Source organism: Clavibacter rahimiani, assembly GCF_052654495.1.
Genome location: NZ_CP199790.1, coordinates 1,616,258 through 1,642,625 on the forward strand (window position 1 = coordinate 1,616,258; position 26,368 = coordinate 1,642,625).

Annotated in this window: 21 protein-coding genes and 1 pseudogene; 14 read left to right on the forward strand and 8 right to left on the reverse strand. The window is 74.9% G+C overall.

Going from position 1 to position 26,368, the window contains the following annotated elements; genetic code table 11:
- Nucleotide 1: 1 nt before the first annotated feature.
- Nucleotides 2-1,723 (forward strand): thiol reductant ABC exporter subunit CydD, encoded by a 1,722-nt coding sequence (cydD, locus tag ACT7CP_RS07705; RefSeq protein WP_445441787.1) that lies wholly within the window; start codon nt 2-4, stop codon nt 1,721-1,723.
- The gene (gene cydC, locus ACT7CP_RS07710; RefSeq protein ID WP_445441788.1) at nt 1,720-3,447 is read left to right on the forward strand and encodes a thiol reductant ABC exporter subunit CydC; all 1,728 of its coding nucleotides are present in this window, start codon (nt 1,720-1,722) and stop codon (nt 3,445-3,447) included. Before cydD ends, cydC begins: the two co-directional genes overlap by 4 nt.
- A gap of 23 nt (nt 3,448-3,470) precedes the next feature.
- Here cydC and ACT7CP_RS07715 read toward each other — a convergent pair whose 3' ends face one another.
- Entirely contained in the window at nt 3,471-4,289 is an 819-nt protein-coding gene (locus ACT7CP_RS07715) for an aminotransferase class IV (RefSeq protein ID WP_445441789.1), read from the reverse strand.
- 53 nt (nt 4,290-4,342) lie between these two features.
- On the opposite strand from ACT7CP_RS07715, the gene ACT7CP_RS07720 reads away from it, so the two are divergent.
- The 5 genes from ACT7CP_RS07720 (at nt 4,343) to holA (ending at nt 12,713) form a co-directional block, all read left to right on the forward strand.
- A complete protein-coding gene (locus ACT7CP_RS07720) occupies nt 4,343-5,857 on the forward strand; it encodes an anthranilate synthase component I family protein (RefSeq protein WP_445441790.1) in 1,515 nt (504 codons plus the stop codon).
- A gap of 98 nt (nt 5,858-5,955) precedes the next feature.
- Nucleotides 5,956-8,514: a leucine--tRNA ligase gene (gene leuS, locus ACT7CP_RS07725; protein WP_445441791.1), complete on the forward strand. Its 2,559-nt coding sequence runs from the start codon at nt 5,956-5,958 to the stop codon at nt 8,512-8,514.
- A 145-nt stretch (nt 8,515-8,659) separates the two neighbouring features.
- Nucleotides 8,660-9,817, forward strand: a complete 1,158-nt coding sequence (locus ACT7CP_RS07730; RefSeq protein ID WP_445441792.1) for a ComEA family DNA-binding protein — start codon at nt 8,660-8,662, stop codon at nt 9,815-9,817.
- Nucleotides 9,814-11,607: a ComEC/Rec2 family competence protein gene (locus tag ACT7CP_RS07735; RefSeq protein ID WP_445441793.1), complete on the forward strand. Its 1,794-nt coding sequence runs from the start codon at nt 9,814-9,816 to the stop codon at nt 11,605-11,607. Before ACT7CP_RS07730 ends, ACT7CP_RS07735 begins: the two co-directional genes overlap by 4 nt.
- A 77-nt stretch (nt 11,608-11,684) precedes the next feature.
- On the forward strand, nt 11,685-12,713 hold the full coding sequence (gene holA / locus ACT7CP_RS07740; RefSeq protein ID WP_445441794.1) for a DNA polymerase III subunit delta: 1,029 nt from the start codon (nt 11,685-11,687) through the stop codon (nt 12,711-12,713).
- Between the two features lie 134 nt (nt 12,714-12,847).
- Here holA and rpsT read toward each other — a convergent pair whose 3' ends face one another.
- Nucleotides 12,848-13,111: a 30S ribosomal protein S20 gene (gene rpsT / locus ACT7CP_RS07745; protein WP_012038238.1), complete on the reverse strand. Its 264-nt coding sequence runs from the start codon at nt 13,109-13,111 to the stop codon at nt 12,848-12,850.
- A 135-nt stretch (nt 13,112-13,246) separates the two neighbouring features.
- A pseudogene (locus ACT7CP_RS07750) lies at nt 13,247-13,765 on the reverse strand (NUDIX hydrolase).
- A 113-nt stretch (nt 13,766-13,878) separates the two neighbouring features.
- On the opposite strand from ACT7CP_RS07750, the gene ACT7CP_RS07755 reads away from it, so the two are divergent.
- The 3 genes from ACT7CP_RS07755 to lepA all read left to right on the forward strand — a co-directional run bounded on the left by ACT7CP_RS07755 (nt 13,879) and on the right by lepA (nt 18,082).
- Nucleotides 13,879-15,135 (forward strand): amidohydrolase, encoded by a 1,257-nt coding sequence (locus ACT7CP_RS07755; RefSeq protein WP_445441795.1) that lies wholly within the window; start codon nt 13,879-13,881, stop codon nt 15,133-15,135.
- Nucleotides 15,132-16,118 carry an epimerase gene (locus tag ACT7CP_RS07760; protein WP_445441796.1) on the forward strand — a complete coding sequence of 329 codons (987 nt, stop codon included), beginning with the start codon at nt 15,132-15,134 and terminating at the stop codon, nt 16,116-16,118. Before ACT7CP_RS07755 ends, ACT7CP_RS07760 begins: the two co-directional genes overlap by 4 nt.
- A gap of 116 nt (nt 16,119-16,234) precedes the next feature.
- Nucleotides 16,235-18,082, forward strand: a complete 1,848-nt coding sequence (gene lepA, locus ACT7CP_RS07765; RefSeq protein WP_413963079.1) for a translation elongation factor 4 — start codon at nt 16,235-16,237, stop codon at nt 18,080-18,082.
- A gap of 73 nt (nt 18,083-18,155) precedes the next feature.
- On the opposite strand, the gene ACT7CP_RS07770 is transcribed toward lepA, so the two are convergent.
- Nucleotides 18,156-18,929, reverse strand: coding sequence for a hypothetical protein (locus ACT7CP_RS07770; RefSeq protein WP_445441797.1), 774 nt, complete (start codon nt 18,927-18,929; stop codon nt 18,156-18,158).
- Between the two features lie 394 nt (nt 18,930-19,323).
- Complete coding sequence (locus ACT7CP_RS07775; RefSeq protein ID WP_445441798.1) at nt 19,324-20,097, reverse strand: hypothetical protein; 774 nt, start codon at nt 20,095-20,097, stop codon at nt 19,324-19,326.
- A gap of 330 nt (nt 20,098-20,427) precedes the next feature.
- Here ACT7CP_RS07775 and ACT7CP_RS07780 point away from each other — a divergent pair, with 330 nt between their 5' ends.
- Entirely contained in the window at nt 20,428-21,081 is a 654-nt protein-coding gene (locus ACT7CP_RS07780; protein WP_413963076.1) for a DUF1990 domain-containing protein, read from the forward strand.
- An 18-nt stretch (nt 21,082-21,099) separates the two neighbouring features.
- Here ACT7CP_RS07780 and ACT7CP_RS07785 read toward each other — a convergent pair whose 3' ends face one another.
- On the reverse strand, nt 21,100-21,801 hold the full coding sequence (locus tag ACT7CP_RS07785; protein WP_445441799.1) for an HAD family hydrolase: 702 nt from the start codon (nt 21,799-21,801) through the stop codon (nt 21,100-21,102).
- A 79-nt stretch (nt 21,802-21,880) separates the two neighbouring features.
- Here ACT7CP_RS07785 and hemW point away from each other — a divergent pair, with 79 nt between their 5' ends.
- Nucleotides 21,881-23,104 carry a radical SAM family heme chaperone HemW gene (hemW, locus tag ACT7CP_RS07790; protein WP_445441800.1) on the forward strand — a complete coding sequence of 408 codons (1,224 nt, stop codon included), beginning with the start codon at nt 21,881-21,883 and terminating at the stop codon, nt 23,102-23,104.
- A gap of 51 nt (nt 23,105-23,155) precedes the next feature.
- On the opposite strand, the gene ACT7CP_RS07795 is transcribed toward hemW, so the two are convergent.
- Both ACT7CP_RS07795 and ACT7CP_RS07800 read right to left on the reverse strand, forming a co-directional pair.
- On the reverse strand, nt 23,156-23,569 hold the full coding sequence (locus tag ACT7CP_RS07795; protein ID WP_445441801.1) for a VOC family protein: 414 nt from the start codon (nt 23,567-23,569) through the stop codon (nt 23,156-23,158).
- A gap of 10 nt (nt 23,570-23,579) precedes the next feature.
- Nucleotides 23,580-23,975 carry a DUF4870 domain-containing protein gene (locus ACT7CP_RS07800; protein ID WP_413963072.1) on the reverse strand — a complete coding sequence of 132 codons (396 nt, stop codon included), beginning with the start codon at nt 23,973-23,975 and terminating at the stop codon, nt 23,580-23,582.
- A 192-nt stretch (nt 23,976-24,167) separates the two neighbouring features.
- Between ACT7CP_RS07800 and hrcA the strand changes: the two genes are divergently transcribed.
- Nucleotides 24,168-25,190: a heat-inducible transcriptional repressor HrcA gene (gene hrcA, locus ACT7CP_RS07805; protein WP_413963071.1), complete on the forward strand. Its 1,023-nt coding sequence runs from the start codon at nt 24,168-24,170 to the stop codon at nt 25,188-25,190.
- Nucleotides 25,191-25,250: 60 nt separating this feature from the next.
- Nucleotides 25,251-26,366 carry a molecular chaperone DnaJ gene (gene dnaJ, locus ACT7CP_RS07810; RefSeq protein ID WP_413963070.1) on the forward strand — a complete coding sequence of 372 codons (1,116 nt, stop codon included), beginning with the start codon at nt 25,251-25,253 and terminating at the stop codon, nt 26,364-26,366.
- Nucleotides 26,367-26,368 lie beyond the last annotated feature (2 nt).

Sequence of the window (26,368 nt, forward strand, 5' to 3'; positions counted from 1 at the left end):
CGTGAAGCCCCTCGACCCGCGGCTGCTGCGGCACTCCGCCTCGGCCCGCACGATGCTGGCGGTCGGCGCCCTCGTCGGCGTCGTGCAGACGGTCGCGCTCGTCGCCGCCTGCTGGTCGCTCACGCAGCTCGTCGTGCGGGCGATCGCCGGCGCGAGCGCAGCCGATCTCGCCCCCGTGCTGGCGCTGGCCGTCGCCTCCGCCGTCGTGCGCGGGGCCGCCGCGTGGCTCCTCGACGTGGTGGGGGCCCGCGGCGCCGCGCAGGTCTCGGCGGAGCTCCGGCGCCGGGCGCTCCGGGCGATCGCCGACCTCGGACCCGCCTGGACCGCGGGCCGCAACCGGGGCCGCCTGGCGACGGTCGTCGGCCCGGGCCTCGACGCGCTGGAGCCCTACTTCGCGCGCTACGTGCCGCAGCTGATCCTCACGGCGCTCGCGACGCCCCTCGTCGTGGCGGTGCTGCTCGCCCAGGACCTCCTCACGGGGATCACGGTCATCGCGACGCTGCCCGTCATCCCCGTGTTCATGGTGCTCATCGGCTGGGCGACGCAGGAGGTCCAGCGGCGGCAGTGGTCACGCCTCACGGAGCTCGCATCCGGCTTCCTCGACGTGGTCGACGGGCTCTCCACCCTGCTGGTCTTCGGGCGCGCGCGGCGGCAGACGGCCCGCATCCGCCGGGTCACCGAGGAGTACCGCGTGGAGACGATGCGCGTGCTGCGCATCTCCTTCCTCTCGGGCTTCGTGCTGGAGCTCGCGGCGTCGCTGTCGGTCGCGCTGGTCGCGGTCTCGGTGGGCGTGCGGCTGATCGGCGGCCAGCTCGACCTGGAGGTCGGGCTCTTCGTGCTGCTGCTCGCGCCGGAGGCGTTCCTGCCGATCCGCCAGGTCGGCGTCCAGTTCCACGCGGCGGCCGAGGGGGTCGCGGCCTCCGACGACGTGCTCGGCATCCTCGAGGAGGCGCGATCCGCCCCGTCCGCCCGGGCGGTCCACGGTGCGGCCGCACCGGCGGGCGACGCGCTCGTCGTGCGCGACCTCGGCGTCTCCCGCGACGGGCGACCCGTGATCGCCGGACTCTCGGCGCGGTTCCCCCGGGGATGCGTCACGGCCGTGACGGGGCCGAGCGGGGCCGGGAAGTCGTCGCTCGTCGCCGCGCTCCTCGGGCAGCTGCCGGCGACCGGCGCCGTCGGCTGGGTCGACGACGCCGACCCCGACGGCGCGCCGCGCCCCACCGGCCCCGAGCACGTCGCCTGGGCGGGGCAGCGACCCGGGCTCGTCGCGGGCACCGTGCGCGAGAACGTCGCCCTGGGGATCGCGGATCCGGATGACGCGCTCGTCCGGCGGGCGCTCGCGCTGGCCGCGGCGGACGGGATCGACCCCGACCTCCGCCTCGGCGTCGGCGGCCAGGGGCTCTCCGGCGGGCAGGCGCAGCGCGTCGCCGTCGCGCGCGCCGTGCACCGGGCGCTCGCGCTCGACTGCGCGCTCGTGCTGCTCGACGAGCCCAGCTCCGCGCTCGACGCGGCGTCCGAGGCGCGGCTGGCCGCGGGGATCCGCGCGCTCGCCGACCAGGGGCGCGCGGTCGTGGTCGTCACGCACCGCGGGGCGCTCGCGCGGGCGGCCGACGCGGAGCTGCGGCTGGACGGCCGGGGATCCGCGCCGGCCGCGCCCGCCCCGGCTCCCGCTCCCGCGCGCATCGCGCCCGAGCCCGCCTGGCGCGCGCAGGTGGCGCCGTGAACCGCGACGACGTCCTCCGGCTCGCGCAGCCGCCCCTCCGCCGCGCGCTGCCCGGCCTCCTCGCCGGGCTGGCGAGCGCGGTCGGGGCCGTCGCGCTCCTCGCGACCTCCGCGTGGCTCATCACGCGCGCGTCGGAGCAGCCCCCGATCCTGTTCCTCGGCATGGCGATCGTCGGCGTCCGCGCGTTCGCGCTCGGGCGGGCCGCGTTCCGGTACCTGGAGCGGATCACGAGCCACGACGCGGCGTTCCGGGCGCTGGCGACGCTCCGCGTGGGCGTCTTCGAGCGGATCCTGCCCTTCGCACCCGCGGGGCTCCGGGACACGCGCCGCGGCGACCTGCTGACCCGGCTCGTCGGCGACGTCGACCGGCTCCAGGACCTGCCGCTGCGCGTCGTCCAGCCGCTCGTCGTGTCGGTGCTGGTGCAGGCGGCGAGCGTGGTGGTCGTGGGAGCGGTGCTGCCGGCCGCCGGGATCGGGCTCCTGCTGGTGCTCGCGGTGTCGCTCGTCGTGGGCGTGGGCGCGACATCGGCGCTCGCGGGGCGCGCCGAGACCCGGATCCAGCCGCTCCGCGCCGCGCTGCAGGACCGCGTGCTCGACCTCGTCGGCGGCCTCGACGTCCTCCTCGCCTTCGGCGCCCTGGACGCGCGCCTCGCCGAGGTCGAGCGCGCCGCGGACGCGCTCCGGCGCGCGGAGCTGCGGAGCGCCGCGGCGGCCGGCATCACCACGGGCGTCGTGCTCGCGGGCACGGGCGCGGTCGCCGCCTGGACCGTGCTGCAGGGCGTCCCCGGCCTCGCGTCCGGTGCCCTGGATCCCGCGTGGCTGGCCCTCGCGGCGCTGGTCCCGCTCGCGCTCGTGGAGTCGGCGACGTCCGTGCCGCTCGCCGTCCAGGCGTGGCACCGCGTGCGGACCAGCGCCGACCGGGTGGCGGGCGTGGTCCCGGCCACCGTGCCGGAGGGGATCCCGCGGGAGCCGACGGCGGACGGGGTCGAGCCGGTCGTCGGCGATGTCGCGGACGAGGCGGCGGGCAGCACCGCTGCGCCCCGCACACCTTCCGCGGGATGCACGCTCGAGGTCCGTGACCTCGTCACGCGCTGGCCCGGTGCCGCCCGCGACGCGCTCGCGCCCGTGTCCCTGGTCGTCCGGCCGGGGGAGACGGTCGTCGTGCGCGGCCCGAGCGGATCCGGCAAGTCGTCGCTGGCCGCGGCGCTCGTGCGGTTCCTCGAGTCCCGTGGCGCGTACGAGCTCGACGGTCAGGACACCCGGACGATGCCGCCCTCGGCCGTGCGGCGGATCGTCGGCCTCTGCGAGCAGACGCCGCACCTCTTCGACGCGAGCATCCGGCAGAACCTGCTCTTCGCCCGCGAGGACGCGACCGACGCCGAGCTCGTCGCGGTGCTCGCCCGCGTCGGTCTCGCGGGATGGGCCGCCGAGCGCGGCGGCCTCGACGCGCGCGTCGGCGACCGCGGGGGCCTGGTGTCCGGCGGCCAGGCCCAGCGCATCGCCCTCGCCCGGGCGCTGCTCGCGGACTTCCCCGTCCTCGTGCTCGACGAGCCCACCGCGGACGTCGACCCGGAGCGGGCGCAGGCCGTGCTGCGCGACGTCCTCACCGCCGCGCGCCACCGCGGGCGCGGCGTGCTGCTGCTCACGCACACGGACGTCCCCGAGGAGCTCGTGGACCGGACGGTGGAGCTGCGCCCCGCGGCGGACGGCGGCGGGATCCGCTGAGGTCGTGCCTCGCCGAGGTTCCCTCAGGCCGCCGGCAGCGCGCGCCGCAGCGCGTCGAGGCGGGTCCGCCAGGCGCGCACCCGGCCGGGCTCCGCGGCGACGGCGGGGCCGTCGATCCACTCCCGCACGAGCCGGATCCCGTGCAGCGCGCTCACGGCCCACACCTCCCGCCCGTCGAGGTCGGCGGGCCGCGCCCGCTCGTGCAGCACGTCGACGCCGAGGGCCGTCGCGAGCGCGACGATGCTGCGCTCGGTGACGCTCGGGATCCGGGGCACGTCGCCCTCCACGACCGCGAGGGCGTCGCCGTGCCACCAGAGGATCGCGCTGTAGGCGCCCTCCGCGATCGTGCCGTCGTCGGCGAGGATCACCGCCTCGCCCGCGCCGTGCCGGGCCGCGCGGCTCCGCAGGGCGCCGAGCGCGTGCAGGTCGGGGCCCTTGACGCGCGGCATCGTGCGCGGGTCGGGGCCGTCGTGGTCGCGGAGCACCACCGTCGCCGTGCGCTCCGGCGCGGGACGGACGAGGAGGCGGGCGACGTCGCCGTCGGGTCCCCGGAGCGCCTCCACGCGCGGGAACCACGCGCCCTCGCGCGGAAGCGCGGCGACCGCGGCGTCGAGGAACGCGGCCGGATCCGGGACGGCCGCGGACTGCAGGCGCAGCGACGCGAGGAAGCGCTGGCGGTGCACGTCGACGGCGAGCACGCGCCCCGCGTCGACCAGGAACGAGTCGGCGGCGAGCACCCGGTGCCCCGCGGGCCGCACGACCTCGACTCCTCCACCGGTGGGATCCGCGGCGGCCGGCGCCCAGCCCGCGGGGGTCCACCGGAGGATCGTCTCGGAACTCATACCCTTGAGGCTAGGCGGCCGCCGGGTGCGCTCACGACACCGGGAGGCCGAGCATGCAGGAGGGCGACGCGCGCGCCGCGCGGCCGGTCGTCGGCCGCCGTCTCGGTGCCTGGCACCATCCGGAGGAGGCGTTCCTGGCGCTCTTCTCCGCGGCGTCGGCGGGCGACGTCGCCTGGCTCGACGACTCGGCGGGGGAGGGCTGGAGCTACCTCGCGGCGTCCGCGGGCACCGCGGCCACCTGGCCCCAGGGGGTGTTCGCCGGGCTCGCGCAGATGGTGCCGGGTCGTCGCGCGGAGGACGCCGACGCGGATCCACGGCTCGCGGCGGCCGAACCCGCCGCCGCCCTGCCGCCCGGCCTGGCCTTCCGCCTGGGCGTCGTCGGCTGGATCCCGCACGACGCGTGGCCCGAGACCGTGCCGCTGCACCACGCCCCGCCCGTCGCGCCCGGCGACGACGATGCTGCCGACGGCATCGTCCCCGCCGCCTTCCTCCGCGTCGAGCGGCTCCTCGCGTTCGACCACGCGACGCACGAGGTGTGGGCGGTCGCGCGCGCGGGGGACACCTGGCCCGAGCGCGTCGAGGACGAGCTCGCCGCCCTCTCCGCCCGATCCGCCGCCGATCCCGTCGCTGCCGCCCCGGCCGTCGACCCCGGCGTCTCCGGCTCCGTCGACGACTCCGCCGCGCCCGCCTGGCGCCACGACGACGCCGCGTACCTCGCCCTCATCCGCTCCTGCCAGGAGTCCATCCGCCGCGGTGACGCCTACCAGCTGTGCCTCACGAACAGCGCCCGCGTCGCCGGCGACGTGGACCCGGTACGCGTGCACCTCGCGCTCCGCGCCCTGAGCCCCACGCACCACGGCGCCTTCCTCCGCGTGGGCGGCACGGTGCTCGTGAGCGCGTCGCCGGAGCGCTTCGTCGAGGTCGACGCCGCGGGCACCCTGCGCACGCTCCCCATCAAGGGCACGCGCCCGCGTCACGCGGATCCCGCCGCCGACGCGGCCGCCCGCGCCGACCTCTTCGCGAGCGAGAAGGAGCGCGCCGAGAACGTCATGATCGTCGACCTCATGCGCAACGACCTCAGCCGGGTCTGCGTGCTCGGCTCGGTGCGCGTCACGAGCCTGTTCGCCGTGGAGGCGTACGCGCAGGTGCACCAGCTCGTCAGCCGCGTCGAGGGCGAGCTCGCGCCGGGCGTCTCGGCCGTCGACGCCGTGCGGGCGCTGTTCCCGGCCGGATCCATGACGGGCGCCCCGAAGTCCGCGGCGGTCGGCATCCTCGCGGCCCTCGAGCGCGGCCCGCGGGGCGTCTACGCGGGCGCGTTCGGCTGGTTCGGCGACGACGGCCGCGCGGACCTCGCCATGGTGATCCGCTCGGTCGTCGTCGCGGACGGCCGCGCGACGGTCGGCGCGGGCGGCGGCATCACCGCGCTGTCCGTCCCCGAGGAGGAGCTGGAGGAGGTGCGCATCAAGGCCGCGCCGCTCCTGGCCGCCGTGCGCGCGGGTCGCGTGCCGTCCGCGGACGCCCCGGATCGTCTCCGCCGGCCCCTCCCCAGGGCCTCCTCGCCCGCCTGATCCCGGCCCGCGGCGCCGGTTCGGGAGGTGCCCGGCACGTTCACTAGTCTTGTCGAGGCCCATCGGGCCGCGACCCCCGCATCGAATCGAGAGCGCCCTTGGCACACGAGACCCCCGACACCCCCGGCGACACCTACGACTTCCGCGCCATCGAGGCCGAGTGGTCCGAGGTGTGGGAGCGCGAGCAGCCGTTCCGCACGCCGGACGCGAGCGACACCCGCCCGCGCAAGTACATCCTCGACATGTTCCCGTACCCCTCGGGCGACCTGCACATGGGGCACGCGGAGGCGTTCGCGCTCGGCGACGCGGTCGCGCGCTACTGGCGCCAGCAGGGCTTCACCGTGCTCCACCCCATCGGCTGGGACTCCTTCGGGCTCCCCGCGGAGAACGCGGCCATCAAGCGCGGTGTCGACCCCCGCGAGTGGACCTACGCGAACATCGAGACGCAGAAGCAGTCGATGAAGCGCTACGGCCTCTCCTTCGACTGGGAGCGCGAGCTCCACACGAGCGACCCCGAGTACTACACGTGGAACCAGTGGCTGTTCCTCAAGATGCACGAGAAGGGCCTCGCGTACCGGAAGGACAGCTGGGTCAACTGGGACCCGGTGGACCAGACGGTCCTCGCGAACGAGCAGGTCCTGCCCGACGGCACGTCCGACCGCTCGGGCGCGGTCGTCGTGAAGAAGAAGCTCACGCAGTGGTACCTGCGCATCACCGACTACGCCGACCGCCTCATCGACGACCTCAACCAGCTCGAGGGCACGTGGCCCGCGAAGGTGCTGAGCATGCAGCGCAACTGGATCGGCCGCTCCGTCGGCGCCGAGGTCGACTTCGCGGTCGAGGGCCGCGACGAGCCCGTCACCGTGTTCACGACCCGTCCGGACACCCTGCACGGCGCGACCTTCATGGTCGTCGCGCCCGACAGCGACCTCGCGGCCGAGCTCGTCGAGGGGGCGTCCGACGAGGTGCGCGAGTCGTTCCGCGCCTACCTCGAGCGCACGCAGCGCCTCAACGAGATCGAGCGCTCCACGACCGACCGCCCGAAGACGGGCATCCCGCTCGGCCGAACGGCCGTCAACCCGGTCAACGGCGAGCGGATCCCCATCTGGGCCGCCGACTACGTGCTCGCCGACTACGGCACGGGCGCGGTCATGGCCGTCCCCGCGCACGACCAGCGCGACCTCGACTTCGCGCGCGCCTTCGACCTCCCGGTGCGCGTGGTCGTCGACACCACCCAGCCCGTCACGGGCGCCATCCGCATCATCCCCGAGGACGGCGAGCTGCCGGACCTCGAGGAGGTGCTGCCCGGCCGCACGGGCGTGGCTCTGCCGGGCGAGGGGCGCCTCATCAACTCCGGCGCGCTGAACGGCCTGAGCAAGCAGCCCGCCATCAAGCGCGTCGTCGAGCAGCTGGAGGCGGAGGGGCGCGGTCGCGCGGCCAAGAACTACCGCCTGCGCGACTGGCTCATCTCCCGCCAGCGCTTCTGGGGCACGCCGATCCCGATCGTCTACGACGAGCAGGGCACCGAGATCCGCGTCCCGGAGGACCAGCTCCCCGTGCGCCTGCCGGCCACCGAGGGCCTCGACCTCACCCCCAAGGGCAAGTCGCCGCTCGCGGCCGCCACGGAGTGGGCGAACGTGCCGAGCCCGCTGGACGGGAGCCCCGCCACGCGCGACCCCGACACCATGGACACGTTCATGGACAGCTCCTGGTACTGGCTGCGCTTCCTGTCGCCGAACGACGCCACGAAGGCGTTCGACCCGGCCGACGCCGACCGCTGGGCGCCCGTCGACCAGTACGTGGGCGGCGTGGAGCACGCGATCCTCCACCTGCTGTACTCGCGCTTCATCACCAAGGTGCTGTTCGACCTCGGCTACGTCACCTTCACGGAGCCGTTCAGCGCGCTGCTGAACCAGGGCATGGTGCTCTCCGGCGGCAGCAAGATGTCCAAGAGCAAGGGCGGCGTCGACCTCGGCTCCGAGATCGACCGCCACGGCGTCGACGCGATCCGCCTCACCATGGCCTTCGCCGGCCCGCCGGAGGACGACATCGACTGGGAGGACGTCTCCCCGTCCGGGTCCGCGAAGTTCCTGGCCCGCGCCTGGCGGCTCACGGGCGACATCACGAGCGCGCCCGAGGTCGAGTGGAAGACGGGCGACGAGGCGCTCCGCCGCGTGACGCACCGCTTCCTCGCGGAGGCGCCGGGCATGCTCGAGGCGTTCAAGTTCAACGTCGTCATCGCGCGCACCATGGAGCTCGTCAACGCGATCCGCAAGACCATCGACCAGGGGCCGGGCGGCGGCGACGCCGCGGTCCGCGAGGCCACCGAGGTCGTGGCCGTGGCGCTCAGCCTGTTCGCGCCGTACACGGCCGAGGACATGTGGAAGCGCCTCGGCTACACCGGGTCGGTCGCCTTCGCCGGCTGGCGCAAGGCCGACCGCAACCTCCTCGTGGTGAGCACCGTCACCGCGGTCGTGCAGGTCGACGGCAAGGTGCGCGACAAGCTCGAGGTCGACGCACGCATCGGCGCCGACGAGCTCGAGGCCCTCGCCCGCGAGACCCCGGGCGCCAAGCGCTCCACGGCGGGCCGCACCATCGACAAGGTCATCGTGCGCGCGCCGAAGATCGTGAGCATCACCACCACGCCCGCCTCCTGACGGACGGGCCGCGCCACGGCGCGCGGAGACGAGGGCGGTCCGGCGACGGGCCGCCCTCGCTCCATCCCAGGGCGTCGCCGCCCGGCTGATCCCCAGACCCGCGACCGCGCATCCCCGCGCGTCGGGCAGGACCTACCGTGCGGGCATGCGCCCCCTCCGCCGATCCCGACCCGGACCCGACGACGTCGACCTCGCCGTGATCGCGAGCGGCCGCTGGCCGGGGGCGGACGAGGACGAGGACGAGGACGAGGACGAGGAGGGCACGTACGCGGGCTACGGCGCGCTCGTCCCGGAAGAGCCGGACGACACCGAGGACTCGTACCCGCCGGACGACCCGCATGATCCCCAGGACCCGCATGCCACCGGACGTGCCCACGGGCCGGTCCGGGGGCAGGCCGGCCGCGCACCCCGCGAGACGGATCGCGTGCCGAAGGCGCCGACGGACCCGCGGGACCCGGCGGGAGACGAGCACGTGCCCACCGCGTCCGCGCCGGCCGCGCTGCCCGGCCAGCGGACGCGCCTCCGTCTCCGGGTGGGCGTCGGGGCGGCGGCCGTGCTGGTCGCCGCGGCCCTGGTCGTCACCATATTCGTGACGGCGGTCCAGGAGGCGGGGGCCGGTCGGGCGGGGGAGCCGCCGCCCGCGCACGCGAGCTCGGCCGCCCACGGGGCGGGGACGGACCGCGACGGGGGCGGCACCTCCACCGCCGATGACGACGACGGCACGGCGGGCACGGGGTCCGGAGCCGCTGCGGGTGCCAGCGCCGGATCCCCGGGCCGCACGGCGGACGGCCAGGACGGCGTGGCCGACGCGGGCGCCGCGGACGGCAGCGACGGATCCCGCAGCACGTCCCGCACGCCCATCTACGTGCACGTCGTCGGCGCGGTCGTCGCCCCCGGCCTGTTCCCCCTGGCCCCCGGCAGCCGCGTCGTCGACGCCCTGGCCGCCGCGCACGGCTTCGCCGACGGCGCCGACACCGCGGGCGTGAACCTCGCGCGCGTCCTCTCCGACGGGGAGCAGCTGGTCGTCCCGCGGCAGGGAGAGGCGCCCGCCGCACCCGCCGGCCAGGCCGCGGGCGCATCGGCCGCGGGCGGCGGGGCGGCGAGCCCGTCGGCGCCGGTCGACCTCAACACCGCGACCGCGGAGCAGCTGGAGACGCTCCCTCGCGTCGGTCCGTCGCTCGCCGCCCGCATCATCGCGTGGCGGTCCGCGCACGGACGCTTCGCGCGCGTCGCCGACCTCGGTCGCGTCCCCGGCATCGGCGACCGGACGCTGGCGTCCCTCACCCCGCTGGTCCGGGTGTGACCCCGCCCGTCCGGAGCGGCCGAGGGTCGGCCTCGACGCCGCGCCGGCCTCCGATCTCCGCCCGGCTGGTCGACCTCCGGCTGGCGATCCCCGCCGCGGTCGCGTGGACGGCGACCGCGCTGTCCGTGGGCGTCCGGGGGGCCTCCGCCGGACTCGCGGTCGCCGCGGCGGTGCTCGCCCTCGCCACCGCCGGGACCGCGGTGGTCGTCGCGACGTCGCGTTCCCGCTCGGCACAGGTCAGCGGGGCGCTCGTCGGACCACGCGCACGGCGCGGGGGAGGACACCCCCGGGCGACGACCCGTGCCCGTCGGAGCCCCCGCGCGGGCGGCGGCCCGCACGCGACGTCGCCGCTCCTCCGTGCGGTCGCCGGCGTCGCGGTGTCCGCGGGCGCGACCGCGCTGCTCCTCGGCGCGGCGGCGGCGCAGGAGCCGCTGCGCCACCCGGCCGCCCTGGACGCCGCGGCGTCCGCCGACGGCATGGTCGTGGCCGACGTGGTCCTCGACGAGCCCCCCGCACCCCTGGCCTCGCACACGCACGGCGGATCCGGCGGCGCAGGAGGTCGCGTGCGGCTCGTCGGCCACCTCACGGCGCTGCACGTGGGGCGGGCCGCATCCGGCCGGGCGGCGGACGGAACGGTCGTGCTGCCCGCTCCGGTGCCGGTCGTCGTCTTCGCCGGGCGCCCTCACGACGAGCGGGACGGATCCCGCGGCGGGCGGCTCGGCGTGGGCACGGTCGTGCGGTTGAGCGCCTCCGTGAAGCAGGCGGATCCGGCCGACCGCGCGGCGTACCTGCTGCTGGCCCGCGGCGCGCTGGACGCGACCGCCGCCGCGGCCGGGGCGTCCGGCGTCGCCGACGGCCTCCGCGCCGGTCTCGCCCGCGCCGCGGCCGACCTGCCGGGACCCGGGGCGGAGCTCCTCCCGGGACTCGCGATCGGCGACGTGTCGGCCGTCGCGCCCGCCCTCGCGCAGACCATGAAGGACAGCTCCCTCACGCACCTCACCGCCGTGTCCGGCGCGAACTGCGCGGTCATCGTGGGGCTCGTCCTGGCGCTGACCGCCGCCCTGGGACTCCGGCGTCCCGCGCGCGCCGCCGCCTCGCTCGTGGCCCTCGGCGCGTTCGTGGTGCTCGTGACCCCGCAGCCCAGCGTGCGCCGCGCCGCCGTCATGGCCGCCGTGCTCATCCTGTCCACGGCATCCGGTCGCCCGTCCCGCGGGCTGCCCGCCCTCGCGCTCGCGGTGGTCGTCCTCCTCGCAGGCGATCCCTGGCTGGCGCGCGACCTCGGCTTCGCGCTGAGCGTGCTGGCGACGGCCGGGCTCCTGGTGCTGGCACCGCCCCTGGCCGACCGTCTCGCGCGCCGGATGCCGCGCCGCCTGGCCGACGCGCTCGCCATCCCCGTGGCCGCGCAGGTCGCGTGCCAGCCGGTGCTCCTCGTGCTGCAGCCGGGGCTGCCGGTGCACGGGGTGCTCGCCAACCTGCTGGCAGAGCCCGCCGCCGCACCGGCCACCATCGGGGGCCTCGTCGCCTGCGTGCTCCTGCCCGTCTGGCCGGCGGCGGGAAGCCTCGTGCTGCGCCTGGCGTGGCTGCCGGCCGCGTGGATCTCCGCGGTCGCCTCTGTGCTCTCCGGCCTGCCGTGGGGACGCGTCCCCTGGCCGACCGGTGCCGCCGGGGTCGTCGCCCTCGTCGTCGCGTCCGCGCTGGCCGTCGCCGCGATCGCGCTCGGCCGCGGGCCCCGGCCCGTCCCGCGTCCAGCGGCCCTCCCGGCGACGGCCGATGTCCCACCCGACGGCTAACCTGGATCCGCCCGCCCGGCACCGGGCTCCCGCACCCGCACGCCCCGCCCCCGCACGCCCCGCCCGGAAGGACCCGCATGGCGACCAGGACCTCCCGCAGCACCCCGGCCAAGGCGTCCGCGGCCATCCCGCAGCTGGCGTGGGACGCGGTGCGGCCCGCGCCGATCGTCCTCGTGTCCGGCACGGAGGCGCTCCTCGCGGACCGCGCGATGCGCCGCCTCCGGGACATCCTCACGGCGGAGGACCCCAGCATCGAGGTCTCCGACATCGAGGCCGACTCCTACGCGCCGGGTGAGCTCATCACGCTGGCCAGCCCGTCGCTGTTCGCGGAACCGCGGCTCATCCGCGTCGTCAACGTGGAGAAGTGCTCCGACCAGTTCCTGCTCGACGCGGTCGCCTACCTCGACTCCCCGGCCGACGACACGTACGTCGTCCTCCGGCACGCCGGGGGAGTGCGCGGCAAGAAGCTCCTCGACGCCGTGCGCGCGGGCACCGGCGGCGGCATCGAGATCGTCTGCGCGGAGCTCAAGAAGGACAGCGAGAAGCACGACTTCGCCGTCGCCGAGTTCCGGGCGGCCAAGCGCTCGATCACGCCGGGCGCCGTGCGCCAGCTCGTCGCGGCGTTCCAGGACGACGTGAGCGAGCTCGCGTCCGCCTGCCAGCAGCTCATCTCCGACACGGCGCACGAGATCACCGAGGTCACGGTCGACCAGTACTACGGCGGCCGGGTCGAGATCAACGCCTTCGCGGTCGCGGACTCCGCCATCGCGGGCCGCAGCGGCGAGACGCTCGTGCTCCTGCGGCACGCGCTCACCTCGGGCGCGGACCCGGTGCCGCTCATCGCCGCGTTCGCGATGAAGATCCGCACCATGGCGAAGGTGTCCGGCGTCTCCGGTCCCTCCGGCCAGCTCGCCTCCAAGCTCGGCATGGCGCCGTGGCAGGTCGACCGGGCGCGGCGCGACCTCCAGCTCTGGGACGACGCCGGCCTCGGCCGCGCCATCGAGGCGCTCGCGGAGGCGGACGCGCAGGTCAAGGGCGGCGGCCGCGACTCGGTCTACTCGCTCGAGCGCATGGTGCGCACGGTCGCGTCCCGCGGCCGCGACTGACCCGCTGCCGCCTCCCGCCGCCGGAGCGGGCGCAGGAAGGAGCAGGCGCAGGCGCCCCGACGCAGCCACCCCGCACGCACACGACGACGGGCCCCGCGCGATGCGCGGGGCCCGTCGATCTCACCAGGGGGAGATCAGCCGATCTTGGCGACCTGCTTGGCGATCGCGCCCTTGCGGTTCGCGGCCTGGTTCTTGTGGATGACGCCCTTGCTCGCGGCCTTGTCGAGCTTCTTGCCGGCGAGGCTGACGGCCTTGACGGCCGCGTCCTTGTCGCCCGCGGTGATGGCGGTCTTGACGGAGCGGATGGCCGTCTTCAGCTCGCTCTTGACGGCCTTGTTGCGCTCCTGGGCCTTCTTGTTGGTGCCGATGCGCTTGATCTGCGACTTGATGTTTGCCACGTGTTATGTCTTCCGTTCGAGTTTTCGTCGTATGAGTTGCCGCTCAGCGAGAGAGGGCGCCTGCGGCGATACCGCGTGATCGGGGAGGATCACACGCAAGCCAACAGGCGACGATACCAGGTCGCGGCCGGGAATTCAGGCGATCTCGCCCCGCGCGTCGCGGTCCTGGTGCGAGACGTCCTCGCCGGGGCGCACGAACCGCGTCTCCGGCGCGTCGTCGAGGGCGACCCGGATCCGCCGCAGGAAGTCCGCGGGCATGTCCGGCAGCGCGTCCACGGGCCACCACGCGACCTCCAGCGACTCGTCGTCGTTGACCCGCGCCTCGCCGGAGACGTACCGTCAGCGGAAGGTGAGGTCGAGGTAGCTGGCGCGGTCGCCGTTCGGGTAGGTGATCTCGCCGGTCGTCCCGACGGCGACCAGCCGCTCGACCTCCACCTCGACCCCGGTCTCCTCCTCGGCCTCGCGCCACGCGCCCACGGCCGGCTCCTCGCCGGGCTCGAGGATCCCCGAGACGGGCGCCCACGCGCCGGTGTCGCCGCGGCGGACGAGGAGCACGCGCGGGCCGTCGAGGATCACGGCGGTGACGCCCGAGAGCCAGAGGGGAGCAGTGCCGATCCGCTCGCGGAGGGAGGCGACGAAGTCGGGGATGCCCATGCCGCGAGCCTATCGACGCGGGGGCGGGGCCCTGCCGCGGGCGGGGCGATCCGGAGACCCCGCCGCCCGCCCGCGCCGCCGCCGCCCCGCCGACCGCGTCCTAGGCTCGGAGCATGGCCCCCACCGCAGATCCCACCGCCCCCGTCCGCGCCTCCGCCTCCTCCGTCACCGCCATCGTCGGCGGGCACGTCGTCCCCGTCGACGGCGCGCAGATCCCCGGCGGCACCGTCCTCCTCCGCGACGGCCTCGTCGCCGCGGTCGGCGCCGACGTGGAGGTCCCCGAGGACGCCACCGTGATCGACGCCACCGGCCGCTGGGTGCTCCCCGGCTTCGTCGAGGCGCACGGCCACGTCGGCATCCACGAGGAGGCCAACGGCCCCGCGGGCAACGACACCAACGAGATGACCGACCCCGACATGTCCTCCGTGCGCGCGATCGACGCCATCGACATCGACGACGAGGGCTTCCGCGACGCGCTCAAGGGCGGCGTCACGACCATCGTCGTCAAGCCCGGCTCCGGCAACCCGATCGGCGGGCAGTCCGTCGCGATCAAGTCGTGGGGCGGTCGCACCATCGACGAGCAGCTCGTCAGCGACTCCGTGAGCGTCAAGAGCGCCCTCGGCGAGAACCCGAAGCGCGTCTACGGCGCGAAGGACCGCACGCCGTCGACGCGCCTCGGCGTCGCCATGGTGATCCGCCGGGCGTTCCGCGACGCGGAGGACTACCGCGCCGCCCGCGACCACGCCCAGAAGGAGGGCAAGCCCTTCTCGCGCGACCTCGGCAAGGAGACGCTCGTGCGCGTCCTCGACGGCGAGCTCGCCTGGGACCAGCACACGCACCGCCACGACGACATCGCCACCGCGATCCGCCTGGCCGACGAGTTCGGCTACCGCCTCGTCGTCAACCACGGCACCGAGGGCGACAAGATCGCGGACGTGCTCGCCGAGCGCGGCATCCCCGTCATCTTCGGGCCGATGATCACCTCGCGCTCCAAGGTCGAGCTCCGCGACCGCGCGGTCGCCAACCTCGCGGCCCTGCACCGCGCCGGCGTCCTCGTCGCGATCACGACCGACGCGCCCGTCGTGCCCATCGACTTCCTCGTGCACCAGGCGTCGTTCGCCGTGAAGGACGGGCTGCCCGCCGACGTCGCGATCCGCGCCATCACCGCGAACCCGGCCGCGATCCTCCGCCTCGACCACCGCGTCGGCGCGCTCACGCCGGGCCTCGACGCCGACGTCGTCATCTGGTCGGGCGATCCGCTCGACGTCCAGTCGCGCGCCGAGCACGTCATCATCGGCGGGAACACGGTCTACACGTGGGCCGACGGCACGGGCACCACGGTCGAGCGCCGCACGCGCTTCGGCGCATGAGCGATCGCGCAGAGGGGGAGCAGGGCTCCGCGATCCGCACCGCGGTCGTCGCCGGGGCGTCGGGCTTCATCGGGCAGGTGCTCGTCCGCGAGCTCGCCGAGGAGGGCTACCGGGTCCGGACGATCGGCCGCTCGGGAGCCGACGCGCGCTGGGGCGACGCCGAGGGGATCCGCCGCCTGCTCGACGGCGCCGACCTCCTCGTCAACCTCGCGGGCAAGAGCGTGAACTGCCGGTACGGCGTTGCGAACCGCCGGGAGATCCTGCGCTCCCGCGTCGAGACGACGACGGAGCTCGGGCGCGCGATCCAGGACAGCGCGCGGCCGGTACCGGTCTGGATCAACGCCTCCACCGCCACCGTCTACCGGCACGCGACCGACCGTCCGCAGACCGAGTCCACGGGCGAGCTCGGCGACGACTTCTCGCCGTCGGTCGGCCGGGCCTGGGAGCGCGCGCTCTTCGCGCCCGACCTGCCGTCCACCCGCCGCGTGGCGCTCCGCATCGCGATCGTGCTCGGCCGCGACGGCGCCCTGCAGCCGCTCCTCGGCCTCGCCCGCTTCGGCCTCGGCGGGCCGCAGCTCGACGGGCGGTTCCCGGGGCGCCCGTCCCGGATCCGCGCCGGCGCGCATCACGTGTACCAGCCGACGCACGGCCGACAGGTCTTCAGCTGGCTGCACATCGACGACCTGGTCGGCATCATCCGGTTCGTCCGCGACGAGCCGACGATCGAGGGACCCGTCAACGCGTCGAGCCCCGAGCCCGTCACGAACCGCCGGCTGATGAAGGTCCTCCGCCATGCTGTCGGCATGCCGATCGGCCTGGCCGCGAACCGCTGGATGCTCGAGGTCGGCATGTGGCTGTTCCGCACGGAGCCGGAGCTCGTGCTCAAGAGCCGCTGGGTCGTCCCCGAGACGCTCGAGCGTGCGGGCTACCGCTTCCGCTGGCCGCACCTCGAGGAGGCGGTCGCCGACATCGTCCGGCGGTGAGCCCGATCCCGGGCCCGGCCACCGCGCGCGAGGCGGCCGGGCGCGGATGGCCCGGCCGACGCCGCGTGGGATGATCGTGGTTCCCGCCCCACCGCACCGACCCCTCGAAGGAACGCGTGAGCCCCCTAGCAACGAAGGCCCTCCGGCCCGCCGCGACCGACCCCGCGTCCATCCGCAACTTCTGCATCATCGCCCACATCGACCACGGCAAGTCCACGCTGGCCGACCGCATGCTGCAGATGACGGGCGTGGTCGACTCGCGCGCCATGCGCGCCCAGTACCTCGACCGCATGGACATCGAGCGTGAGCGCGGCATCACGATCAAGAGCCAGGCCGTGCGCATGCCGTGGGAGCTCGATGGCCGCACCTACGCGCTCAACATGATCGACACCCCCGGCCACGTCGACTTCTCCTACGAGGTCTCCCGCTCGCTCGCCGCATGCGAGGGCGCGATCCTCCTGGTGGACGCCGCGCAGGGCATCGAGGCCCAGACTCTCGCGAACCTCTACCTCGCGCTCGAGAACGACCTCACGATCATCCCGGTGCTCAACAAGATCGACCTCCCGGCCGCCGACCCCGACAAGTACGCGGCCGAGCTCGCGTCCCTCATCGGCGGCGACCCGTCCGACGTCCTCCGCGTCTCCGGCAAGACCGGCGCCGGCGTCGAGGAGCTGCTCGACCGCGTCTCCCGCACCATCCCCGCTCCCGTCGGCGACCCCGACGGCGCCGCCCGCGCCATGATCTTCGACTCGGTCTACGACGCCTACCGCGGCGTGGTCACCTACGTCCGCATGATCGACGGCAAGCTCAGCCCGCGCGAGAAGATCTCGATGATGTCGACGCGCGCCACCCACGAGATCCTCGAGATCGGCGTCAGCTCACCCGAGCCCACGCCCTCCGACGGCCTCGGCGTCGGCGAGGTCGGCTACCTCATCACGGGCGTGAAGGACGTGCGCCAGTCCAAGGTCGGCGACACGGTCACCACCGCCGCGCGCCCCGCGACCCAGGCGCTGCCCGGCTACACCGAGCCGCTGCCCATGGTCTTCTCCGGGCTCTACCCGATCGACGGGTCCGACTACCCCGACCTCCGCGACGCGCTCGACAAGCTGAAGCTGTCGGATGCCGCGCTCGTCTACGAGCCCGAGACGTCCGTCGCGCTGGGCTTCGGCTTCCGCTGCGGCTTCCTCGGCCTCCTGCACCTCGAGATCATCACCGAGCGCCTGTCGCGCGAGTTCGGCCTCGACCTCATCACGACCGCGCCGAGCGTGATCTACGAGGTCACGAGCGAGGACAAGCAGACCGTCACGGTCACCAACCCGAGCGAGTTCCCGGGCGGCAAGATCGTGAGCGTCTCCGAGCCGGTCGTGAAGGCCGCGATCCTCGCGCCGAAGGACTACGTCGGCACGATCATGGAGCTGTGCCAGTCCCGGCGCGGGATCCTGCTCGGCATGGAGTACCTCGGCGAGGACCGCGTGGAGATCCGGTACACGATGCCGCTCGGCGAGATCGTGTTCGACTTCTTCGACAACCTCAAGAGCAAGACGGCCGGCTACGCGTCGCTCGACTACGAGCCCGCGGGCTCCCAGGACGCGGACCTCGTCAAGGTCGACATCCTGCTGCAGGGCGAGCAGGTGGACGCGTTCAGCGCCATCGTGCACCGCGACAAGGCGTACGCGTACGGCGTGCTGATGACCGGCCGACTCCGCGAACTCATCCCGCGCCAGCAGTTCGAGGTGCCGATCCAGGCCGCCATCGGCGCCCGGATCATCGCCCGCGAGTCCATCCGCGCCATGAGGAAGGACGTGCTCGCCAAGTGCTACGGCGGCGACATCACCCGCAAGCGCAAGCTCCTCGAGAAGCAGAAGGAGGGCAAGAAGCGCATGAAGATGGTCGGCCGCGTCGAGGTCCCCCAGGAGGCGTTCATCGCCGCGCTCTCGGGCGACACGGAGAAGAAGGCCAAGTAGCCCGCTCCCGCTGCACGCAGGACGCGCCCCCTGCCTCGAGAGGCAGGGGGCGCGTCGCGTGCGGGAGGGAGCGTCAGCAGGCGGTCGGCGTCGGCGAGCCGGCGGCGACCCACTGGCGGAAGGTCAGCGCCAGGCCCTCGGGGGCGGCCAGGCCGACGTAGCGGATCTCGGTGCCGTCGGGGGTGGAGCAGTAGCGGTCCAGCGGGAACGCCTGCACGACCTTCGGGGTCGGCCGACCGGCGTCGAGCCACGTGTCGAACGAGATCGGGCCGGACTCGCCCGTGTACGGGTCGTCGCCGACGATGGTGTCGAGCCAGGCGAGGCGCGAGTAGCTCGCCGCGTCGCGGATGTCGACCGCGGGGTAGCCGAGGCTCCGCCACTCGGCGAACGTCATCGTGTGCCAGACGGCGGCATCCGAGCCCCAGCCGATGCCGGTGCGGACCAGCAGCTCGTCGGAGGTCGAGTACTGGATCACGAGGGACGCCCCGGGGAGGACGTTCCGGGTCGGCGTCGGGGATCCCGCGCGTCGCCACTCCGCGAGGTCGAGGGCGAGGCTCACGGCGCCGCCCTGCACGTCCGCGAAGACCGTGCTGTCCCAGGGGAGCGACCGGTAGTCGACCCTCGCCGGGACGGGACGCGGGAAGCCGTCCGCCTTCCACTCCGCGTAGGTCGCGAGGCCCGCGCCCGGGTCCTGGGCGTCGTCCCCGGCGATCGAGATCAGCGAGTCGCTGAAGGGCACGGAGTAGTACGTGGTGCCGGGCGCGGCCTGGGCCGGCGCCGCGGCGAGCAGCGAGCCGCCGAGGGCGAGAGCCCCGACGAGGGCGAGGGCGGGCAGGGAGCGGTTCATGGTGGCCTTCCGGTGATCGACGGCGAGCGTCGGGAGAGATGGAGATGGAGGGTGGGACAGGAGCTGCGGCACGCGCCACCCGGATCTCCCGAGCTCCGCGGACCCGTTCCGGCCTGCCGTCGCATGCTCAAGCTAGTGGTCGGCCGGAGCCACGGAATCCCTTTCTGATCACGGTTTCATCACGCGCGGAAGCCACCCTCGAACGGGGTGGCGCGGAGGGATGAGGGGCCGTCAGCGCCCCGGTGGATGACACGGAGGAGCCCGACGTGCTAGGGCGATCCGCCCCCGGCGCACGCGGGGCACTCGACGTCCCCGGGGCCCTCGAGGTCCCGCACGCACGACGCGCCCCCTGCCTCGGAAGGCAGGGGGCGCGCGGTCGTGCGGGGAGGGGGCGTCAGCAGGCGACGGGCTTCGGGGACCCGGCCGCGACCCACTGGCCGAAGGTCAGCGCCATGCCGTCCGGGGCGGCCTGGCCGACGTAGCGGATCTCGGCCCCGCCGGCGGTCTGGCAGAACCGGTCGCCGTCGTAGGACGCGACCACGGCGGGCGTGGGGCGGGCGAAGTGGTCCCAGACCTCGAACGGCACCGGTCCGGTCTCGCCCGTGCTCGAGATCGGCCCGACGAGGGTCGGGTTCCACGCGAGCTTCGTGAAGATGCGCGGGGAGGTCGCGTCCACGGCCGGGTAGCCGAGGTGGGCGTACTCGGCGAAGGTCAGCTGGTGGAAGCTCGGGTCGTCCGTGAAGGAGGAGTAGCTCGCGACCACGAAGAGCTCGTCCGAGCCGCTGTACTGCAGGATGCCGGCCGCAGCCGGGAGGCGGTCGGTCCGCGGGGTGGGGGATCCCGCGCGGCGCCACTCGTCGTAGGTCAGCGACGTCGAGAAGCGGGCCCCGCCCGCGGTGCTGTCGGCCTGGATCGTGGACTCCCACGTGAAGCGCACGTACTCGGTCGCCGCCGCGCGCGGGGCCGGGCGGCCGGCGGCCGACCACGACGCGAACGTCGCGGGCTCCGCGGTCGGACGGCCGTCGACCGTCGACACCTCGAAGAGCGTCGAGTCGTAGGGCACCGAGTAGAACGAGCCGGCGGGGGCGGCAGCCGCCGGCGTCGCGACGGCGAGGCCGGCGACGGCGAGGGAGCCGGCGACGGCCAGGGCGGTGAGGGAACGATGCACGGGGAGGGCCTTCCGTTGGGCGACGACGAGCGCCGCATGGGGAGCGGGGACGGCACCGGGAGGCCCGGCGTCGTGTGAAGGCTAGGGGGCGCGGAGGGCTCCGGGCCAGGATCCGCGTCACGATCCCGTGACGCCCCGGAGTCTGCTATGACGCGGGGATGACGGCCGCCCGTCGCATGTCATCCGCAGGGATGAGGGAGCGTCGGCGCCTCCGTGCGGGGCTGCGCGCCGGACCCCGACGAGCCGGGCCCGGGCGCCCGTCCGCGTCCGCAGCCCGTCCCCGTCGGCGCGCGCGGGGGACGCCCCGGGCCACGCCGTAGTCTGGACGCCATGCGCCGCAGCACCTACACCGCGACCGCCGTCACGTACGGCTCCGTCGGCGGCACCCAGGCCGCCGACCTCATGACCTACCCGCCCGAGGGCTACCGCCCCGCAGAGGCGAGCGCCCGGCTCGGCAGCGGCGACGAGCGCTTCGAGCAGGCGGTCGCCCTCCTCATGACCTGGGGCGTGCAGCGCGGCAGCGGCATCGAGGTCACGCGCATCGAGCAGGAGGTCCCCGACGAGCCCGGCTACACGGGCCTCGAGTTCGACGAGGACGGCGTGCCGCAGGTGCCCGTCGCCCGCCCGCGGGAGGCGCTCTACGGCGACGACGGCACCCCGTGGATCACGTCGGGCACCTCGGCCGTGCTCCGCATGCCCTTCGGCCCGTTCCACCCGGAGGCGCCGGTGCGCGTCGTCTACACGGTCGACGAGGCCGACCGCGTCGGGTTCGCGTACGGCACGATGCACGGCCACCCGTTCAGCGGCGAGGAGGCGTTCCTCGTCTCCCGCGAGCCGGACGGCAGCGTCTGGCTCACCCTCCGCGTCTTCTCGCGCCCGTCCTCGTGGCCGCTGCGTCTCGCGAGCCCCGTGCTCCGCATCGTGCAGGGCGTCTTCATGCGCCGCTACCTCCGGTCGCTGCACCCCGCGGTCGCGTCCGCCTGACCCGCCGCCGGGCGGGCCTCAGGGCGCGACGAGCCCGCCGAGGTACGCCATGACCTCGTCGTGGCCGGACGCCAGGTCGTCCACCACGATCGCCGCATGGGCGTCGGGCTCCCGCAGCCGCGCGACGTCGTAGGCGCCCGTGGCCACGGCGACGAACAGGAAGCCGGCCGCCTCGGCCGCCACGCCGTCCGCGGGGGTGTCGCCGATGATCACGACGGGCACGCCCGTCAGCGCCGCGGCCGCGCGCCGGGTGAGGTCGCTGCGGATCCGGGCCTCGTCCCCGAAGAAGGAGGCGTCCCAGTCGAACAGGTCGACGTCCAGGCCCGCGCCGTCCAGCTTGTAGCGGGCGCGCAGCGGCGAGTTGCCCGTGAGCAGCGCGTTGACCCAGCCGCGGTCGGCCACGTCGGCGACGAGACGGGGGACGCCGACCGGCACCTCGCGCCGCCCGGCGCCGTAGTGCTCGACGCGCGACATGCCCTCGAGCTGCGTGCGGACCGCCGGGTGCAGCGACTCCGGCAGGCCGTAGACGTCGAGCGTCTCCCAGATGATCTGCCCGTCGGTCTTCCCGTGCGCGTGCACCGTGCGGTCCTCGAACGACGCGCCCGCCGCGAGCTCGATCGCGCGGTGGTACATGCTGCCGGAGCGCGGGCTGTTGAGGAGCAGGGTGCCGTCGACGTCCCAGAGGACGTGCAGCGGCCGGGGCGAGGGGGCGTCGGTCATGCCCCCATCCTGCCGGAGGGCCGACGCGCGCCCCGACGCCGCGGACGGGACGGCCTCCCGGCCGGGGGATGATGGACGGATGCCGTCCGCCCTGCCCCTCGCCGATCCCGCCCCCGCCGACGGCCTGCTGCCCGCGTCAGCCGCCGACGGCGCGGACGCCCGCGCCTTCGGCGTCTACCTCCACGTCCCCTTCTGCCGGGTGCGCTGCGGCTACTGCGACTTCAACACCTACACGGCGCCGGAGCTCCGCGGCGTGCGGCAGTCGGACTACGCGACGCAGGCCGTGCAGGAGGTGCGCTTCGCCGCGTCCGCGCTCCGCGACTCCGGCGTCCCCGCCCGCCCCGCGTCCACTGTCTTCCTCGGCGGCGGCACGCCCACGCTCCTGCCCGTCGCGGACCTCGTCCGGATGCTCGGCGCCGTGCGGGACACCTGGGGCATCGCGGAGGGCGCCGAGGTCACCACGGAGGCGAACCCGGACAGCGTCGACGACGCGTACCTCGCGGCCCTCGCGGCGGGCGGCTTCACGCGCGTGTCCTTCGGCATGCAGTCCGCGGTGCCGCGCGTGCTCGCCACGCTCGAGCGCACGCACGACCCCGCGCGCATCGCCCCGGTCGTCCGCGGCGCGCGCGCGGCGGGCCTCGAGGTGAGCCTCGACCTCATCTACGGCACGCCGGGGGAGACCCTCGACGACTGGCGCGCCTCGCTCGAGCAGGCCATCGCGCAGGAGCCCGACCACCTCTCCGCCTACGCGCTCATCGTCGAGCCCGGCACGAAGCTCGCCCGGCAGATCCGCCGCGGCGAGGTGCCCGAGCCCGACGAGGACCTGCAGGCCGACATGTACGAGCTCGCCGACCGCCTGCTCGGCGAGGCCGGGTACGAGTGGTACGAGGTGAGCAACTGGGCGCGCGGCGGACGCCGCAGCCGCCACAACCTCGCCTACTGGCAGGGCCACGACTGGTGGGGCGTCGGTCCCGGCGCGCACAGCCACGTGGGCGGCGTGCGCTGGTGGAACGTCAAGCACCCGGCGGCCTACGCCGACCGCGTGCTCGCGGGCGCGTCGCCCGGCGCCGGCCGCGAGACGCTCGACGACGCGACGCGCGAGGTGGAGCGCGTGCTGCTCGGCGCCCGCATCCGCGACGGCCTGGCGATCCCCACGCTCACCGCGGAGGGCCGCCGGCAGGTCGCGGGGCTCATCGCCGACGGGCTCGTGGATCCGCGCGCGGCCCTCGCCGGCACGCTCGTGCTCACGCTGCAGGGGCGCCTGCTCGCCGACGCCGTGGTCCGCCGGCTCCTGGAGGGCTGACCGCGCCAGGGCGGGCTGCGCGAAGCCCGTCGGGCGCGCGTCGCCCGGCCGTCAGAGGACGGCGGCGCCCACGTCGTCGCCGGCGGCGCGCTCGAGGTCGCTCCGCTCGACGCAGAACTCGTTGCCCTCCGGGTCCGCGAGCACCACCCAGCCGCTGCCGTCCGCGTTCCGCCGGTCCGCCACGAGCGCGGCCCCGAGCGCGAGGACGCGCTCGACCTCCTCGTCGCGCGTGCGGTCGTCGGGGGCGAGGTCGAGGTGCACCCGGTTCTTCCCCGTCTTCGGCGTGTCCGCGCGCTGCAGGATGATGCCCAGCCCGGAGACGGCGTCACCCAGCCACGCGGCGTCGTCGCCGGGGCGGTTCGGCTCGTCCGGATCCTCCTCGAACCCGGTCACGCCGGCCCAGAAGAGCGAGAGGGCGTGCGGGTCCCGGCAGTCGATGGCGACGTGCCGGATCCGCGCGCTCACCGGCGACCGCCTACTTGATCCACCGGATGTTGAGCGGGTAGCGGTAGGGGCGGCCGCTCTGGACGCGCGTGCCGCCGATGATCGCGAAGACGATGTTGACCACGACCACCGCGAAGATGACGAGGCCGAGCAGGAGGCTGATGAGGATCCCGAGGATCGGGATGACCACGAAGATCGCCTGCAGCACGTTGAGGATGACGAGCGCGCCGGTCACGTTGATGGTCCAGTTCGTCGCCTCCTTGCCCTCCTGGTCCGTGAAGCGGCCGCGCTCGCGGAACACGAGCCACACGATGAACGTCGGCACGATGAGGATCGCGAGGAAGTGCGTGAGCGACGCCCACAGGCGGTCCTCGCTCGGCGTGAGCGGTGCGGGGGCGCCGTAGGGGTGGGGGTCGGGTGCGGACATTCCGGTGGGGCCTCTCGGTGCGCGGCGCCGGCCGGCGTTCGTGTCGGCGGGCCGCTTCGGATCGGGGTGGCGCCGGGCGGCGCCTGGCCTCACCACGGTACCGGTGCCGACGCGCGACCGGCAATGCCGAGGAGGCTCCGCGCCGCGGTACGATTGGCAGTCAGAACCGACGAGTGCCAGGAGGGAGCCGCCATGGTCTCGGAACGCGGGCTCGACGTCCTCCGGGTGATCGTGCAGGACTACGTGTCCTCACGCGAGCCCGTGGGCTCCAAGTCCATCGTGGAGCGGCACGCCTTCGGCGTCTCGGCCGCCACCATCCGCAACGACATGGCCCTCCTCGAGGAGGAGGAGCTCATCGCCGCGCCCCACACGTCCTCCGGCCGCGTGCCGACGGACAAGGGCTACCGGCTGTTCGTCGACCAGCTCGCCGACGTGCGGCCGCTCACCCCGGCGCAGCGCCAGGCGATCCACGTGTTCCTCGGCGAGTCGGTCGACCTCGACGACGTGCTCGCGCGCACCGTGCGCCTCCTCGCGCAGCTCACCAACCAGGTCGCGCTCGTGCAGTACCCGTCGCTCGCCACCAGCCATGTGAAGCACGTCGAGCTCGTGGCGCTGTCGACGACGCGCGTGCTCACGGTGCTCATCACCGACACGGGCCGCGTCGAGCAGCGCGTCGTCGAGCTCGCGGGCGACCCGGACGACGCCTTCCTGGCCGGGATGCGCGCGCGCATCAACCAGGCGGTCGGCGGGCTCGGCCTCGCGGAGGCGGCGACCCGCCTCGAGACGCTCTCGGACGAGGTCGAGCCGCAGCAGCGCGCCGCCGCGTCCGCGCTCGCGGGCACGCTCGTCGAGCAGGTGCTCGCGAACCGGCAGGAGCGGCTGCTGCTGGCCGGATCCGCGAACCTCGCCCGCACCGAGCGCGACTTCCCGGGCAGCATCTCGCCCGTCCTCGAGGCCATCGAGGAGCAGGTGGTGCTCCTGCGCCTGCTCGGCGAGATGGAGGCCGACCAGCACGGCGTCTCCGTGAGCATCGGCCGGGAGAACGCGCCGTTCGGCCTCGGCGAGACGAGCGTGCTCACCAGCGGCTACAGCTCGTCCGGCGGCGTGCTCGCGCGCCTCGGCGTGCTGGGGCCGACCCGCATGGACTACTCCACCAACATGGCGTCGGTGCGCGCGGTCGCGCGCTACCTCTCGCGCCTGCTCGAGGAGCGGTGACGGCTCCACGCCGGCGCACCGCCCCTGATCCCCACGACCATCACCACCGAAGGGCCCGACGTGGCTGACCACTACGAAGTACTGGGCGTGAGCCGCGAGGCGACGCCAGAGGAGATCAAGAAGGCGTACCGCAAGCAGGCGCGCCAGCTCCACCCGGACGTCAACGACGCCCCCGACGCGGCCGAGCGGTTCAAGCTCGTGACGCACGCCTACGACGTGCTGTCCGACCCGCAGCAGCGCCAGCAGTACGACCTCGGCCCGCAGGCCGGGTTCGGCGGGGGCGGCCAGGGCTTCGGCGGGTTCGGCGACATCTTCGAGACGTTCTTCGGCGGCCAGCAGGGCGGCGGGGGCGGGCGCGGCCCGCGGTCGCGCCAGGAGCGCGGCCAGGACGCGCTGCTCCGCGTCGAGGTCGAGCTCGACGAGGTCATCTTCGGCGTGCACCGCGACCTCGAGATCGACACGGCCGTCGTGTGCGACACCTGTCACGGATCCTGCGCGCAGCCCGGCACGAGCGCCGTCACGTGCGACATCTGCCACGGCTCCGGCAGCATCCAGCGCCAGGTGCGCTCGCTCCTCGGCAACGTCATGACGTCGAGCCCCTGCGGCACCTGCCGCGGGTACGGCACGGTCATCCCGAACCCGTGCCCCACGTGCGCCGGCCAGGGCCGCGTCCGCGCGCGCCGCACCGTCCCGGTCGACATCCCGGCCGGCGTCGACACGGGCCTCCGCCTCCAGATGCCCGGCTCCGGCGAGGTCGGTCCCGCGGGCGGCCCGAACGGCGACCTGTACCTCGAGATCAAGGTCGCGCACCACGACGTCTTCAGCCGCAACGGCGACGACCTCCTCGCGACCGTCGAGGTGAGCATGGTCGACGCGATCCTCGGCAGCGACGCGCACATCGAGGCGCTCGACGGCGCGGTGGACCTCGAGCTCCGCCCGGGCATCCAGAGCGCGGAGATCATCACGGTCCGCGGCCGCGGCGTCACGAAGCTCCGCGGCTCCGGGCGCGGCGACCTCAAAATCGGGATCCAGGTGGTCACGCCGCAGAAGCTCGACCACAAGGAGCGCGACCTCATCCAGCAGTTCGCGAAGCGCAACAAGGCGCCGGCACCGCACCTGGCGCACTTCCAGCAGGGCCTCTTCCAGAAGCTCCGCGACCGCTTCCTCAACGTCTGACT